Origin of the sequence: Kushneria phyllosphaerae (genome assembly GCF_900312995.1) — a bacterium.
In the GTDB taxonomy this organism is placed as follows: Bacteria; Pseudomonadota; Gammaproteobacteria; order Pseudomonadales; family Halomonadaceae; genus Kushneria; species Kushneria phyllosphaerae.
This window is the reverse complement of the sequence record NZ_ONZI01000001.1, coordinates 221,979-237,446: the sequence shown is the minus strand read 5'-3', so window position 1 is coordinate 237,446 and position 15,468 is coordinate 221,979. Positions and strand designations below refer to the sequence as shown.

The following is a 15,468-nucleotide window of genomic DNA, read 5'->3' as shown; positions in this document are numbered from 1 at the left end:
ATCCGTGATCTAGCCGCTGTCGCCGCCGGCCACCGGAACGACCGAGCCGGTGATATAGCCGGCCTCATCGGAGGCCAGAAACAGAATGGGGGCGGCCTGCTCGTCGAGGGTGGCGTAGCGCTTCATGAAGCTTGATGAAAGGGTCTGATCGATGTGCGCCTGAAACCAGTCGCGTTCCTGATCGGTGCGGGCCTCGGGGGTGCCGCGGGAAATCTGTCGCGGCGGAGCAGACGTGCCGCCGGGGGCAGTGGCGACCACGCGGATGCCGTACTCGGCCACCTCGAACGCCAGAGAGGTCGTCAGCGCATTGATGCCGCCCTTGGCCGCCGAATAGGGGATGCGATGAATCCCCCGGGTGGCCGCAGACGAGACGTTGACGATTACCCCATGCTCGCGGGCGATCATGGCCGGCAATACCGCGCGACAGCACCAGAGCGTCGGCATCAGCGAGCGCTGGATTTCAGCCCCGATCTCGGCCTCGCTGAACTCGGTAAAGGGCTTGAAGTTGATCGCGCCGCCGACATTGTTGATCAGCACATCGACCCGACCGTAGTGATCAATAATCTGCTTGACCGCCTGTTCGGCGCCGGCCCACTGCTCAAGATCGGCCTGAACGCCGATGGCCTCATGCCCCGCTTCGGTGAGGCTATCCACCAGCGCCTGAAGCGCCTCGGCGCGATCCACCAGTGCCAGCCGCGCCCCTTCCTCGGCGGCGCGTTCGGCCAGGCGCCGGCCGATGCCCTGAGCGGCGCCGGTGATCACCATCACGCGATCCTGAAAGCGCCCCAGAGGCGATGTCTTAGCACTCATGCCGCCTCCTCAACCCGTTTGGGCGTAAATTTTTCGTAATAGAAGCCGGCCGGCTGCTGACCCAGCGTCTCGAAGTGCGCCAGCACCGCATCAACCATGGGCGGCGGCCCGCAGAGATAGACGTCCACATCACCGTCGTTAAGCATCTCGGCGGCCAGATGATGGGTGACGTAGCCCTTGCGCGGGTGCTCGCTGGTCTCATCCACCACCACCGTGGTGTAGGCGAAGTCCGGCAGGGCCTCGGTGAGCGCGTCCAGCGCCTCGCACTTGACCAGATGATCGTCCCGGTTGACGCCGTAGATCAGGTGCACCGGCTGCTCACAGCCCTGCTCGCTGAGCTGAGAGAGCATCGCGAGCATCGGCGCCAGCCCCGTGCCACCGGCCAGCATCAGAATCGGCCGGGTAACCGGGCGCAGATAAAAACTGCCCAGCGGGCCCTTGAGCATCAGGCGATCCCCCGGCGCGGCCCGCTCGCGCAGATAGCCGCTCATGCGGCCGTCGGGCACGTTGCGGATCAGAAAGGTTGCCCGATCCGCACCCGGCGGGGAGCTGAACGAGTAGGCGCGGTATTCGTTCTCGCCGGGAATGTCGATGTTGACGTACTGGCCGGGCAGAAAGCCCAGCGCCGCGCCGTCGTCCAGGTCAATGCTCAGCTCGAGACTGTCGTCCGACAGCGTCTCGACGCCCGCGACAGCCCCCCCGTATTCGGCAATGCCGGTCTTGCAGCGCTGGGAGTCGGCCGCTATGCGGATGACGCAGTCCGAGGCCGGCACCATCTGGCAGGTCAGGACCTGGCCGCGGGCAGCTTCCTCGTCAGAGAGCGCCTCGTCCAGATAATCGTCACCGAGGTCAAACTCGCCGCGTTCACACTGGCCCTTGCAGGTGCCACAGACGCCATCAGAGCAGTCCATCGGCAGATTGATGCGCTGCCGATAGGCGGCGTCGAGCACGGTTTCGTTGTCGCGACACTGGATAAAACGAGTGACGCCGTCCTCGAAGTTGAGTGCAATGCTGTATTCCATGACGTTATCCCTCCCGGCCCCATCAGATGTGATAGATATCGATCACCTGGTGGATATAGTCGTTGTTCAGCACCACTTTCTTTTCGCGAATCAGGGGCGTGTCGCCGCTGATGTCGAGAATGTAGAACGAGGTACCGAAAAAGCTGTGGGTCTCGTGATAGCGGTGGCTCAGGTTGTGCCAGTTGAAGCGCAGATGAAGCGTTTGCGCCTCGCGGGACACAATCTCGAGGTTCGAGATCTGATGCGTCACCCGTGGCTCGGGGATGCTGGTGGCACCGGAGCGCTCGGTCTTGATCCGGTAGACCCGGTCCTCCAGCCCCTGACGATTGGGGTAGTAGATCAGCGAGATTTCGCGATGCGGGTCTTCGGTGAGCTGGTCGTTATCGTCCCAGGCCGGCATCCAGAACACGGCGTCCTCGTGATAGCAGGCAAGCCATTCATCCCACTGGCGATCGTCCAGCAGCCGGGCTTCACGAAACACAAAGGCTTGTACATCGAGATAGTCGAGACTCATGCCACGTCCTCCTCGTCGCCGATGCTGGTGGCGATCAGCTGTGAACGCTCGCGGTCCACGGCGCGCAACATCTCTTCAACCCAGTGCTTGTGGTGCAAAACATAAAGCCCTTCGTCCTCGGGAGAGGCCCCGCTCAAAAGCGGCTTCATGTCGACGGCGCGGGCGTTATCATCCGGGCCTTCGATCCACTGTTTGGCGCCGCGGCTCAGGTCGTTCCATTCGAGGTTTTCGGCGGCGTAGCCTCTCTGGCAGGCGCGGAACTCTTCCAGATCGTCCGGTGTGCCCATGCCGCTGACGTTGAAAAAATCCTCGTACTGACGAATGCGCAGCGCGCGGCTCTCGTCGGATTCTCCTTTCGGCGCGAAACAGACGATGGTGACCTCGCTCTTGTTCACGGCCAGCGGACGGATGGTTCGAAGCTGAGTGGAGAACTGATCCATCAGGTAGACGTTGGGGTACAGGCACAGATTGCGGGTCTGATTGACGATGGCGTCGCCGCGTGCCTCGCCGAATTCGGCGGTGATCTCGTCACGACGCTGGTAGACCGGTCGGACTTCCGGATTGATCAGCCGGGTCCAGAGCATCATGTGGCCGTTTTCATAGGAGTAGAACCCGCCCATGCTCTTCGACCAGCCGTTGGCATCGACTGCCCGGGTGCCGCCCTTGTCGTAGTCGCGACGGTCCATGGTGGAGGCGTAGTTCCAGTGCACGGAGCTGACGTGGTAGCCGTCGGCGCCGTTTTCCGCGCCCAGCTTCCAGTTGCCGTCGAAGGTATACGTCGAGGTGCCCCTTAGCACCTCGAGGCCTTCGGGCGCCTGATCGACGATGTTGTCGATGATTTTGGTGGTTTCGCCCAGATGCTCGGTCAGTGGCTTCACGTCATCACTGAGGCTGCCGAACAGAAATCCACGGTAGGTTTCAAAGCGCGGCAGATGCTTGAGATCGTGCGAGCCGTCCTGCTTGAACCCATCAGGGTAGGCACCGGTCTTTTCATTTTTGGCCTTGAGCAGGCGGCCGTCGTTTTTGAACGACCAGCCATGGAACGGGCAGGTCAGCGTGGTCTTGTTGCCGCGACGCTTGCGGCACAGCGTGGCGCCCCGGTGGCTGCAGGTGTTGAGCATCGCATGCAGCTCGCCCTCCTTGTCCCGGGTGATGATGACCGGCTGGCGTCCCATGAACAGGGTGAAATAGTCACCCGGTTCCGGAATCTGGCTTTCGTGGGCCATGAACAGCCAGTTGCCTTCGAAGATGTGCTTCAGCTCCAGTTCGAAAAAGGCCGGATCGGTGAACATGCTGCGGTGGCAGCGGAAGATGCCCTGTTCAGGGTTATCCTGAACGGTATTGCGAATGCGGGTTTCGAGTTGATCAAGCTGCATTGTCATGATCGCGCTCCTCGGCCATTTTTTAGTGTGCTGTCGGTTTTTTTAAGCGACAGCCTTTTCAGCGCCAGCTCGGAAGCTGCCGTGGTCACGGTGTCAGTCAGTCAGTAAGTTCTGCGAGCGGGCTAGACCTTCGCGGTGCCTGCCAGCTGGCTGGCCAGATCGTGCGCGTTTTCCTTGGCGCGCGGCCGGGCGTGGCGCGTTTGCAGCTCGACCTCCTCGGTCGGCGACAGGTCAATGTCGAACACGACCTGCGAGAACGGGCCGTCCAGTTCGCGTTGGGCAATTTCAGCGGCGTCGTCGATGCGCTCGGCGGGAATCACCAACTCTTCGCGGGTGGCAAAGGCAAAGTCATCGAACGTGTACGGGTCGCCGGCCAGGTTGATCTGGGTGGTGAGGTGCTGATGGCCCGGTGCCGAGATGAAAAAGTGAATGTGGGCCGGGCGCTCGCCGTGGCGGCCCAATGACTTGAGTACCACGTCCGTGGGCGCGCCCTCGGGCACGCCATAGCCTGAAGGGATGACGCTACGGGCGACGTAGCGGCCCTCGCTATCGGTGTAGATGGTGCGACGCAGGTTGTAGTCGGGCTGGGACGGGTCGAAAAAGGAGTAACCGCCCTTGTCGTTGGCGTGCCAGATCTCGACTTTGGCGCCAGCGATCGGGGTGCCGTCCACGTCGCGCACCTGACCGGTCAGCCACATGGTCTCGCCCTCGGTGGCCTCATCGCTCATGCGGGCAAACCCCGTGGCTTCCGGCGCGCCGGCCACATACAGCGGGCCTTCGATGGTGCGCGGCGTGCTGCCGGTGCGCTGGGCTTCGGCATCCATGGCGTCGTGGCGCATATCCAGGAAATGGTCGAAGCCAAGCCCCGGCGAGAGCAGACCGAACTGGGTCTGACTGCCGAGTGCGTTGAGCAGGTTGATGCCGGCCCAGTACTCTTCCTCGGTGACGTCGAAATCGTCGATCAGCCTGAACAGATCGCCCACCAGGCGATGCACAATCTGTTTGGCGCGCTCGTTGCCGCCAGAGAGCTCCAGCCCGCTGACCCTGACAAGAAAGTCCTGCACGTCCTGGGTATCAAAGATCTTTACGCTCATGATGACTACCTCTTCATTCAGGTTGAATTCGGTGCGGTCAAAAACGTTTTGTCAGACTTCAGCTGTCATCATCGCGAATGGATGATGGGTGGCGGCACAGCGGGCGGACACGGATTTCCATGTACGGAAACAGTGGCAGGCCACTGATGATGCGCTGCAGTTCATCGTTGTCCCTGACGTCAAAAATGCTGACGTTCGAGTAGCTGCCGGCGACGCGCCACAGATGTCGCCACGTGCCCTTTTGTTGCAGCGTTTGGGAGTACGCCTTTTCTGTCGCCTTGATCTCGGCAGCCTGCTCTTCGGGCATGTCAGGCGGCAGATTGACGGTCATTTCGACGTGAAACAGCATGGGAATTTCTCCTGAGTCATGGGCGGCTGTAAAAGCGCAGCCGGTCTTCATCAAGGGCGATGCCAAGGCCCGGTCCGCGAGGCAGGTCAACGCCGAATTCGTGATAGCGAAGCCCTTCGGTGACGATGTCGTCTTTTAAAAGCAGCGGGCCAAACATTTCGGTGCCCCATTCGAGTGACGGCAGCGCAGACCAGGCGTGGAGTGAGGCGGCGGTGCCGATGGTGCCTTCCAGCATGGTGCCGCCGTAGAGGCCGATGCCCCCGGCCTGTGCCGTACGGGCCAGCGCAAGCGCCCCGCGAGGGCCGCCGGCCTTGGCGATCTTGAGGGCAAAGGCGCCGCTGAACCCGGCACTCAACAGTGTCAGGCCGTCGCCTGTGTCCTGTACGGCTTCATCGGCGAGCATCGGCACTCTGAACCGATTGGCCAGACGGGTGAGCCCACACACGTTGCGCGCGGAAATGGGTTGTTCGATCAACGCGACGCCGGCGGCTTCGAGTGCAGCGATGCCCTGTACGGCCGTAGCCTCATCCCAGGCCTGATTGATATCGACCTGGACGCCGGCACGGCCGTCGAGCGCGGCACAGATCGACTCGACATGGCGCAGATCGTCACGCAGGGCATTAGCCCCCAGCTTGAGCTTGAACTGCTGATGACGGCGCTCGTCCAGACGCTGGAAAGCCTCATCGATGTCCTTTTGGGTATCGCCGCTGGCCAGCGTCCAGAGCACTGCCAGATGCTTATGCACCGCGCCGCCCAGAAGTTCGGCAACCGAGACGCCAAGACGCTTGCCCTGACTGTCGAGCAGCGCCGTTTCCAGCGCCGAGCGGGCAATGGCGTTACCGCGCACGTGGCGGTCCAGACGGGCCATCAGGGCATTGATGTTGTCGGCCGGCTGGCCGATCAGCAGTGGCGCCATCCATGCATCGATGTTGCACTTGATGCTTTCAGGGCTTTCCGCGCTGTAGCTCAGCCCGCCGATAGTGGTGCCCTCGCCGATGCCTTCAATGCCATCGGAGGTGCGCAAGCGCACGATGACCAGCGTCTGGCAGGCCATGGTGGTCATGGAAAGCCGGTGCGGCCGGATGGTAGGCAGGTCGACAAGCTGGGTAGTAATCGACTCGATGATGGCAGGCATGGTCGGTCTCTTTGTGTGGCAATGACGTAAGTCTGATTGCCTCACACCAACCGAAAAAATATCGTTTGGGTCGTTATCCATACCCGGAAGGTATCCATGGACATTCGCCAGCTGCGTTATTTCTGTACGGTGGCCGAAGAGCTCAACATGACCCATGCCGCCGAGCGACTGAACATGGCACAGCCGCCGCTGACGCGGCGCATCAGGCAGCTGGAAACGGAGCTTGGGGCTGCCCTGTTCGAGAGAAAACCGCGCGGACTGGCGCTGACCCATGAGGGCAAGTTCTTTCTGGAACACGCCCTGCAGATACTGGAAAAGGTGGATACCACCGTTGCCGCCACGCGACGAATGGCGCGGCGGGGCCATCAGGTGTTCGGGATCGGTATGGTGGGATCACTGCTTTACGGGCAGCTGCCGCAGCTGATCCGTCGCCTGAGGCAAACGGATGATATCGAACTGTTACTGCTGGAGCTGACCACGGTCAGTCAGATTCAGGCGCTCAAGGCCGGTCGCATCGATATCGGCTTTGGTCGACTGCGAATTGATGATCCGGATATCGTGCAGGAAGTGCTGTTCAACGAGCCGATCGTGGCAGCGCTGCCGGTATCGCATCCGCTGGCCAATACCACGCCGACGCTGGCTCAGCTGGCGGAGTATCCGCTGATTACTTATCCCGCCTCACCGCGGCCCAGCTACGCCGATGCGGTGCTGGCACTGTTTCGTCTGCGTGGACTCAGGGTGCGCGTGATTCAGGAGACCAACGAGCTACAGACCGCGATTGGTCTGGTCGCCTCCGACATGGGATTTAGTCTGGTGCCGGAGCAGGTGATGCGCATGCACCGTGACGAGATTGTCTACGTGCGCCTGGCCGAGTCCAACATCACCTCTCCCATCATCTGTAGTCGCCGTCGTGAGCCCGCCACACCGGCCATGACACTGACCAACGAGATTCTCGAGGAACTGGTGGCCAATCGGCTCGAGGGCCGCTATCCCTGATGCCGGGCGCCTGGGTTCATAAGGGCCGGTCCTGAGGGCTAGCGCGACAGGAAATCGATCGCTGCCAGATAGCCGAAGCTGCCCATGCCCGCGATTACCGCCTCGGCGCGTGCGGAAACATACGAGTGGTGTCGAAACGCCTCGCGGGTGTGGATGTTGGACAGATGCACCTCGATCACGCGGCCTTCAAAGGCCTTGAGCGCGTCCAGCAGCGCGACCGAGGTATGTGACCAGGCGGCCGGATTGATGATGATGGCATCGAACTGGTCCCGCGCATCATGGATGCGATCGAGCATCACACCTTCGTGATTGGTCTGCAGAAAATCAGTGGCCACGCCTTGGTCAAAGGCGCGGTGGCGAATAGCATTTTCGATGTCGGCAAGCGTCTCATGGCCGTAGATGTCCGGCTCGCGCTTGCCCAGCAGGTTCAGATTGGGGCCGTTGAGGATTAAAACGTTCATTTCGACTCCGCGGTATCGGCGGTGGCATTGGGTAAAAATCTCGGCTTGAGCACGTTTTCAAGGTCGCTGTAGGGAATGGTCAGCGTCGGCTGGCCAATCGCATACGGCCCGAGTGTATAGACACCGTAGGTGACCGCCATGTTGTCGGCCAGCGGGGCAGCGTTGTCGCTTGTCGAGAACGGCCAGTCGATAGGGTCGAGCGTTTTTCCCGCCTCGTTGTCTTTCATCCAGCGCTGCCAGGCGTTTTTCAACGCCGACTCATAGGCCGACTTCTGGCCTTCCTTGAGCATGTCATCGAGCGTGACCACCTGGCGGGTCTTTTCATCGATGACCATGTACTCGGTGCCCGGCAGGCCGTGGGCACCGCCGGTCATGACGTAGCTTTGCAGCTCCAGAACCAGCAGGTCGTCATGATGTCCGACCTCTTTGGCTTCCAGGGTCGTGTAATAGGGGCGCGGATGGTCGCTGTCGGCGTTGGCCTGGGCACTTTGATCGAAAAAATCATCGGCATAGGCGTCCAGAGTGGCGGGCAGGGCGTCCTTGTCCACACCCGACTCGCTGATCGGGTTGCCCATTCGTACCAGACGACGTTCCAGTTCACTGGACAGTGCCGGGTCGTTATCAAACTTGATCATGTGAATTTCCACGCTGGCGCAGTCATCGCCTTCACAGTCCGGCGCCGTGATCGTGCGATTGACGAAGGTCGGTGACAGACCCTCCTGCGGATTCTGCGCGTCGGTGGTCTCGCTGGACGGCTGCGCAGCGTCGGGCTGATCGGCACTCTGGTCATCACCGTTCTGGTCGCAGGCGGTCAGCGTCAATAACAGGGCCGGTACGGCCAGCCACCGATAGGATGTCGAGATGGTCATGTCGGGTCTCTTTCGGGTTCGTGACAAAAGTGGCAGGTAACAGAAGGTGGCAGCCAGTGATCGCTCAGGGCGCGGGCGCCGCGGCACCACGGTAGTGACTGCGCCAGTACCGCTTATCAAGACTTGCGATGGTGACGTGGCGCCCGCTGCCGGGGGCGTGAATCATCTGGTTGTTGCCCATGTAGATCCCCACGTGGCTGACGCGGTTCCCCGAGCCGAAAAACATCAGATCCCCCGGTCGGGCGCGCTCAATGTGCTCAAGCCCATCAAACTGCTGCTGAGAGGTGCGGGGAATCTCGATGCCGGCGGCCAGAAAGCTTGCCTGGGTCAGGCCGCTGCAGTCCATGCCGGCGGGGGTCGTGCCGCCGTAGCGATAGGGAATGCCCAGCGCGTCACGGGCGTAATTCATGACCAGCACCCGCTCGATCGACAGATCCTGCTGTTCGGAGATCGGGCCCATCATGTCACTGGTCTGCATCTCGGGGTTGCCGGCACAGCCGGCCAGCCACAAAAGAGAGATCAGCAGCGACACCTCGCGCAGGCGTCGTATCGGGCGCCGGGGAAGGCGAAAGGCAGCAGGCAATGACATGAGCAGATTCCGATGGGCAGCAAATGTTTCGATATTAACCGCGAGTGTCCCGTCTTTTCGAGTCCTGGCTTGCGTAGAGATGGGCAGGTGTTGAAACGCGCATCCGTTTTAGACCCTGTCAGGGCGATAAAACACGATCATGACCGGGCGATAAACACAAAAAAACCCGACGGCAGGCCGAAACCGTCGGGTCAGCACCGGTCGAGAGAGCGGTGCAAAAAGGGTAGGATTTTCTGGATCAGAAGCGGTAGCTGATGCCGCTCATGATGACGACCGGATCGATATCCAGGTGCGTCTTGTAGGTCTCGCCGCCGGCGCTGGCGGTCACGTTGGAGTCGATGTCCAGATACCAGGCCGCGGCGTTGATGGCCCAGTGATCATTGATCAAAAGATCCACACCGACCTGACCGGCCCAGCCCCAGGAGTTGTCCATGTCCATGCTGGCGCCATCGATGTCGACGCTTTCCGCCGAGAAGCGGGTGTAGTTGATGCCAGCGCCGACATAGGGCTGTACGCGGGCATCGGTGCCGCCCAGCGGGTAGTACTGCAGCGTCAGCGTCGGGGGGAGGTGCTTGACCGAGCCGCCCTTGTCACCGTCGAGATTGAAGTCATGCTTGATGCGCTGCGCGGCCAGCAGTTCCACGCCCCACTGGTCGAGAAAGCGATAGCCGAAGGTGATCGCGAACCCGCGGCCGTCCTTGACGTCGACCTTGTCCACGCCGAGTGAATCGTAATCACCGTTGTCATCTTTCGGTGACACCTTGGCAAGGCCGGCGCGGGTGAAAAAATCGCCCTGACCGTAAGTGGATTCAGCAGCCTGGGCAGTTGTACCCACGGTCACCCCGAGTGCCAGAGCGGCAATGGAAATAAGCGGCAGCGCGCGCATGTGTCTGGTTCCCCTGAACAGGTTTTTTCTGAAGTGGTTCGGGCTCCCCTGAAGGCATGATGCGCCTGACCCGATCCCTGTAAGTGCCTGACACCATTTTGCCAGGCGAACGCTGTTCATTTATTGACGCACGTCAAATCCGTTGTTTTGAAAGACAGTTTTGAAAAACAGTTTGAAAGACATTGAGAACGCATTCGGGCCTTTCATTGTCTGAAAGGCCCGAATGTGATGAGGCTGATAGCGGCCTAAAAGCCGAGTAGATGGGGCAGGGTAGTGACAATGGCCGGCACAAAGGCGACCAGCAGCAGCACGCCGACCTGCACGGCAAACAGCGGCAGAATGCGCCGAGTCAGCCGCGCCATGCCGACATTGGCGATCGAGTCGACCACGAACAGACAAAGCCCCATCGGCGGGGTGATCAGCCCGATCATCAGATTAAAGATCACAACGATCGCAAAATGCACCGGATCAATGCCCAGCTGAACGGCAATGGGATGCAGGATCGGTACCAGCACCAGCATGGCAGCGATGCCTTCCAGAAACAGTCCGACCACCAGCAGTAGCGCGATGACGGCGATCAGAAAGGTCCAGGGCGTGGAGATCAGCGACAGGGTCCAGTCCGTGAGCAGATTGGGAATACGATTGAAGGTCAAAAGCCAATTGGCCGCGGCCACTGCGCCAATGACGATCATGATGACGGCGCTGTCGACCATGGTGCGCGAGAAGATGCCCGGCAGGTCGCGCAGGCGGATCTTGCGAAAGATAAACACGCCAACGATCAGCGCATAGGCGACCGCAAAGGCTGCCGCCTCGGTCGGGGTGACCACTCCGAGCAGAATCGAGCCGATGACAAACACCGGCATCAACAGCGGCACGATGCCATCAATCAGGATCGTGACCTTCTGCTCGCGAGGCATCTGCGTAGGCTTTTTCTGATAGTGGCTGGCAAAGAACACCACATACAGCGACAGAAAGACGGCCAGCAGCAGCCCCGGCACAATGCCCGCAATAAAGAGCGCCGGCACCGACACGCCGCTGACAATCAGCGCATAGATGATGACCGGAATACTGGGCGGAATGATGGGACCGATGACAGAGGATGCCGCCGTCAGCGCCGCGGCAAAATCGCGGGGATAGCCTTCCTTTTCCATCTCCGGGATAAAGACCCGACCCAGCGCCGAGGTATCGGCCACGGCCGAACCGGAAAGGCCTGCGAACATGACCGAGGCCCAGATGTTGACGTGCGCAAGACCGCCGCTCACCCGGCCGATCATCACCTTTGAAAAGGCAATGATGCGAGTGGTGATGCCGCTTTCGTTCATCAGCTCGCCGGCCAGAATGAACAGTGGGATGGCCAGCAGGGAAAAGGAGTTCATGCCGGCAAAGAGCTGGGTCGCCACGCCCTGAATGCTGTAGGGAAAATCGCCCGTGCCCATGAAGTAGAAAAGGGCGGCGAGGATGGCAAAGGCTACCGGCACACCGATCAGCAGTGACACCAGCAAAATGGCATAGACCATGTCAGATGCCTCCTTCGGATGGTGTGGTCGTGGCGGTGTGGTCCATGGTCAGGCGATCGATCAGACGCAGTATTCCGGCCAGCAGCAAAAGGACACCGCCGATGACCATCGCAAACTGATAGGGCGCCAGCGTTCCCAGTGCCTTGAAAAGCGACAGTCCGGTTGAGGTGCTCAGCGAGTCCGCGATACCGGTCATGCCCGACACGCGCATGCTGCCACGGCTTTCGACAAACCGCAGGCCGGCCACGGCAAGGGTGCCTCCCAGCACGATGACCGAGACATCAACCAGCAAAAACAGCCGCTCCCTGAGTGCCCGGGGCAGCGCATCGACCACAAGTCCCAGCCTGATGTGGCGGTCCTGCAGATAGGCCAGCGCGATGCCGAACATCACACCGTAGATCCCCAGAAAAATCGGCAGCTGCCCGCCCCATGCCAGCGAGCTGCCAAGAAAATAGCGCATCAATGCGTTGACCAGGACGATGGCAAACAGCAGCACCATGCTTAGCCCGGCGCCAAAGGCGAGCAGGGCGATGACGCTGGCACGCAGGCGAGCGTAGAGTCGACTCATGAGGTCATCCCGAGGGTAGTGAACACCGGCGGACAGTGATCCGCCGGCAGGTTGGGCCAACAAGGATTGGCGTGTGTCGATGATCGTGCGAAGACGTTATGACGCGTCCTTTTGAGTGGTGCTGTCGACGGCCTGCTGCAGCTTGTCGATCCAGTTCCCTTCATCGCCAAGGTCGTTGCGCAGCAGTTTAACCACCGGCGGCTGAGCCTTGTCGCGGAACTGCTCAAGTTCCTCAGGGGTGGGCGTGTAGACCTCCATGCCCGCTTTCTGAACGGCCAGAAGACCGTTGGCCGCGGTGAACTCCTGAATGGAGCGCCCCATGTTTCCTGCCAGCTTGCCGGCCTCCTCGACGATGGCCTGATCCTCGGGCGAGAGCGACTGGAAGAACTGCTCGTTGATCAGCAGAAAATCGGTGGCATAAACGTGGCGGTCCAGCGTCATGTACTTCTGCAGCTCATGCAGATTGTTGTTGTAAATGGTGCTGACCGGATTTTCCTGACCGTCCACGACGCCTGTTGACAGGGCCGTTGGGGTTTCCGACCAGGGGATCGGTGCCGGTTCACCGCCCAGCGACTTCACCAGCTCGACATACAGGGGAATATCCTGAACCCGGAACTTCAGCCCCTCCATGTCGGCGGGCGAATGGATCGGGTGATCGTTGTTGGTGAAATTGCGAAAGCCGGTTTCGCCGTAGCCCAGCGTACGCAGGCCGGTCTGATCGAGACAGTGCTGTGCCAGCGCGTTGCCGAAGTCGCCGTCCAGCACCTGCCAGGCCTGTGAAGCCGTATTGAACATGAAGGGGATATCAAGCACCCCGGCGGCGGGACAGACCTTGGACATCGCCCCTGAAATCATGACCACCTGGGTCATGCCATCCATGGCCTGCTGAACGGTTTCGTCCTCACCGCCCAGCGCGCCAGCCGGGTAAAGCTCGACCTTTAAATCGTCGCTTCTGGATTCCACGGCTGCCTTGAACATCGCCGCCGCGGCCCCCTTTTTCGAATTCTGCCAGCTGTCGGGATCGACATGCGCAAATCGGATCGTTTGAGCCTGAGCCACGAGGCTGGCGCCCATCAGGCCCCCGACGACTGCCATCTTCCAGATTGAGTTGACCATAGTGTTGTTCTCCACAGGCGGTTTTATCGTTGTACCGTCATGATGACTAAGCGCCATATTCGTGTTTGTTGTACGAACTTCGGTTTGCATTCCGAACCAGGCTATTCGCACGCCCGACCCGGGTCAAATGGACGAAAGCAGTACCCTCAGTTCCAGGATAAGTTTCGGTTTTTGAATGTATTTTTAAATTCAAGGACATGGAAGCGTTTTCTGCCCCTCAAGATCATGGCCGCGTGTGGTCTCAGCGCCGTTGCGCCCGATGACGCGACTGGGCAGCCAGCCGGATCGGCGCGTTGACGGCGCCGAACTGTTGATAGTCGCCGCGGCGCTCGACAATCTCGAAATAGAAGCGATCGGCGAAGAAATCGGTATAGGCGTGCAGGAATTCACCGCCTTCTTCACTGCGGTCATAGAGAATGTTGCGCGTGCGCATGCCCTCCAGCATCGCGTCATCAAGATCAAACCGCGCCGCCAGGTCATCGTAGTAGTTGTCGGGAATGTCCAGCAGCACCAGCCCGTTGTCGATCAGTCGATCAACCGTTTTGAAAATATCAGCGGTTGCCAGCGCGATCTGCTGAATGCCGCCGCGGCCTTCGCTCATGAAGCGCCCGGGCAGCGTTTCCTGGGCGCTTGAGACGTTAAGCGGCAGACGGATGGTGCCATCGCGGCTGGTCATGGCCTGGCTGACCACCAGCCCGTGAGGATCGACCAGCTCGTGCTCGCTGCCGGCCTCAAAGCCGAACACCGTCTTGAACAATAGCTGCCAGCCCAGCAGCTGGGTCGGGGCCACCACCGTCGATAGATGATCGACACCGGCCATGCCGGCCTCCGTGCCCCGAGGCGATTCAAACAGCTCGAAGTCGGTCTGCCACTGTTTTTCGCGAGCCGTGTTCGGGTCGACCAGATAGATAAGACTGTTTTCCATGCCGCGCAGGGCTGGAATCTGTAGCTCGCCCGGCCCGACCGGGCCTTCGTGACTGCGGGCCCGGAAGGCCCGGGCGCGGGCCATGGTCAGCAAGGGATCATTGTCGCGAACGCCTATGGCGCATACCGAAATGCCATGCACCAGCCGGAAGGTGTGGGCAAAGCTGTCGGTTTCCATGTTGAGCACCAGGTGCAGATCACCCTGACGCCAGAGCTGAATATTCTTGGAGCGGTGATGCCCGATATGGCGAAAGCCCAGCGCCGCAATCATTTGCTCCAGCGGTGCGGCCCGTTCTTCATCCACGGTGAATTCCAGAAAGTGGATGCCGTTGAAAACGGGTGACGGCGGCAGGGAGGAAAAATAAGGCGTATTGGTCGCCATGTTCTCGACCAGAATCATCGAGCGCATGCCATCCAGCGCGGTATCCCGGGGTGGGGCGGTTCGAAAGCTGGTGTTGAAGATCTCGTGAGACAGCGGCCCGTTATAGCCGGTACGGCCCAGCGCCTTCATGAACGCCTCGATATCCAGTCGCCCCTGCCCGGGAAAGCAGCGATAGTGGCGGCTCCAGTTGAGCAGGTCCATGTCCAGTAGCGGCGCATCTGCCAGATGGACCAGAAAAATGCGATCCCCCGGAATCTCGGCGATCGGGTCGGTGGGCAGACCGGGTGCCAGTGCGTGAAAGCTGTCGAGCACCAGCCCCAGCGACGGATGGTCGGCGCGCTGGACCATCTCCCAGGCCTCACGATAGTCATCGATATGGCGCCCCCAGGCCAGCGCCTCGAAACCGATGCGCAGGCCATGGGCGGCGGCACGCTCGGCCAGCTCGCGCAGATCGGTCACGATCTGTTCACGATCACTCGAGCTCTGGGGAGAGGTGTTGCTGCACACCAGCATGAAATCGGTGCCCAGCGCCTTCATCAGCTCAAACTTGCGCTCGGCGCGCTCGAAGTTGCGCCGGCGCTGGGGCTCTGGCATGCCTTCAAAGTCGCGAAAGGGCTGCAGGGCGGTGATGGACAGCCCCTGCGCCGTTGCCATCTCGCGCACCTCCTCGGGCGTGCCGCCCCACGAGAGCAAATCATTTTCAAAAATTTCGACGCCCTGGAAACCGGCGCGGCCGATGGCCTCGAGCTTGTCGCTGAGGTCACCGCTGATGGAAACGGTCGCGATCGAACGCATGAAATGTCTCCTGGTGGCTGAATCTGTCGCCGCCTCGAGCTGCTCGAGCGGCATGGCCT

General features: G+C 60.8%; 16 protein-coding genes. 1 reads left to right on the top strand and 15 read right to left on the bottom strand.

Features of this window, described 5'->3' with window-relative positions:
* Positions 1-9: 9 nt before the first annotated feature.
* From benD to KSP9073_RS00990, 7 genes are all read right to left on the bottom strand, one after another.
* Entirely contained in the window at positions 10-810 is an 801-nt protein-coding gene (gene benD, locus KSP9073_RS01020; protein WP_108841105.1) for a benzoate diol dehydrogenase BenD, read from the bottom strand.
* Positions 807-1,832 carry a benzoate 1,2-dioxygenase electron transfer component BenC gene (gene benC / locus KSP9073_RS01015; protein ID WP_108841104.1) on the bottom strand — a complete coding sequence of 342 codons (1,026 nt, stop codon included), beginning with the start codon at positions 1,830-1,832 and terminating at the stop codon, positions 807-809. Before benC ends, benD begins: the two co-directional genes overlap by 4 nt.
* A 22-nt stretch (positions 1,833-1,854) precedes the next feature.
* Positions 1,855-2,346, bottom strand: a complete 492-nt coding sequence (gene benB, locus KSP9073_RS01010) for a benzoate 1,2-dioxygenase small subunit (protein ID WP_108841103.1) — start codon at positions 2,344-2,346, stop codon at positions 1,855-1,857.
* The gene (locus KSP9073_RS01005) at positions 2,343-3,728 is read right to left on the bottom strand and encodes a Rieske 2Fe-2S domain-containing protein (protein ID WP_108841102.1); all 1,386 of its coding nucleotides are present in this window, start codon (positions 3,726-3,728) and stop codon (positions 2,343-2,345) included. Before KSP9073_RS01005 ends, benB begins: the two co-directional genes overlap by 4 nt.
* 122 nt (positions 3,729-3,850) lie before the next feature.
* A complete protein-coding gene (gene catA / locus KSP9073_RS01000) occupies positions 3,851-4,822 on the bottom strand; it encodes a catechol 1,2-dioxygenase (protein ID WP_108841101.1) in 972 nt (323 codons plus the stop codon).
* A 58-nt stretch (positions 4,823-4,880) separates the two neighbouring features.
* Positions 4,881-5,171 (bottom strand): muconolactone Delta-isomerase, encoded by a 291-nt coding sequence (gene catC / locus KSP9073_RS00995; protein ID WP_108841100.1) that lies wholly within the window; start codon positions 5,169-5,171, stop codon positions 4,881-4,883.
* A 16-nt stretch (positions 5,172-5,187) separates the two neighbouring features.
* Positions 5,188-6,306, bottom strand: a complete 1,119-nt coding sequence (locus tag KSP9073_RS00990) for a muconate cycloisomerase family protein (RefSeq protein ID WP_108841099.1) — start codon at positions 6,304-6,306, stop codon at positions 5,188-5,190.
* Between the two features lie 96 nt (positions 6,307-6,402).
* Here KSP9073_RS00990 and KSP9073_RS00985 point away from each other — a divergent pair, with 96 nt between their 5' ends.
* Positions 6,403-7,302, top strand: coding sequence for a LysR family transcriptional regulator (locus KSP9073_RS00985; RefSeq protein WP_108841098.1), 900 nt, complete (start codon positions 6,403-6,405; stop codon positions 7,300-7,302).
* Between the two features lie 38 nt (positions 7,303-7,340).
* On the opposite strand, the gene aroQ is transcribed toward KSP9073_RS00985, so the two are convergent.
* From aroQ to KSP9073_RS00945, 8 genes are all read right to left on the bottom strand, one after another.
* Complete coding sequence (gene aroQ / locus KSP9073_RS00980; protein WP_108841097.1) at positions 7,341-7,763, bottom strand: type II 3-dehydroquinate dehydratase; 423 nt, start codon at positions 7,761-7,763, stop codon at positions 7,341-7,343.
* Positions 7,760-8,632, bottom strand: coding sequence for an RsiV family protein (locus KSP9073_RS00975; RefSeq protein ID WP_108841096.1), 873 nt, complete (start codon positions 8,630-8,632; stop codon positions 7,760-7,762). Before KSP9073_RS00975 ends, aroQ begins: the two co-directional genes overlap by 4 nt.
* A gap of 64 nt (positions 8,633-8,696) precedes the next feature.
* Positions 8,697-9,221, bottom strand: a complete 525-nt coding sequence (locus KSP9073_RS00970) for a C40 family peptidase (protein WP_108841095.1) — start codon at positions 9,219-9,221, stop codon at positions 8,697-8,699.
* 238 nt (positions 9,222-9,459) lie between these two features.
* Positions 9,460-10,107, bottom strand: coding sequence for an OmpW/AlkL family protein (locus KSP9073_RS00965; protein ID WP_108841094.1), 648 nt, complete (start codon positions 10,105-10,107; stop codon positions 9,460-9,462).
* Positions 10,108-10,352: 245 nt separating this feature from the next.
* The gene (locus KSP9073_RS00960; protein ID WP_108841093.1) at positions 10,353-11,624 is read right to left on the bottom strand and encodes a TRAP transporter large permease; all 1,272 of its coding nucleotides are present in this window, start codon (positions 11,622-11,624) and stop codon (positions 10,353-10,355) included.
* A 1-nt stretch (position 11,625) separates the two neighbouring features.
* Positions 11,626-12,192 (bottom strand): TRAP transporter small permease, encoded by a 567-nt coding sequence (locus KSP9073_RS00955; protein WP_108841092.1) that lies wholly within the window; start codon positions 12,190-12,192, stop codon positions 11,626-11,628.
* A 96-nt stretch (positions 12,193-12,288) separates the two neighbouring features.
* Positions 12,289-13,308: a DctP family TRAP transporter solute-binding subunit gene (locus KSP9073_RS00950; protein ID WP_108841091.1), complete on the bottom strand. Its 1,020-nt coding sequence runs from the start codon at positions 13,306-13,308 to the stop codon at positions 12,289-12,291.
* 241 nt (positions 13,309-13,549) lie between these two features.
* Positions 13,550-15,409 (bottom strand): bifunctional sugar phosphate isomerase/epimerase/4-hydroxyphenylpyruvate dioxygenase family protein, encoded by a 1,860-nt coding sequence (locus KSP9073_RS00945; protein ID WP_108841090.1) that lies wholly within the window; start codon positions 15,407-15,409, stop codon positions 13,550-13,552.
* Positions 15,410-15,468: the final 59 nt, after the last annotated feature.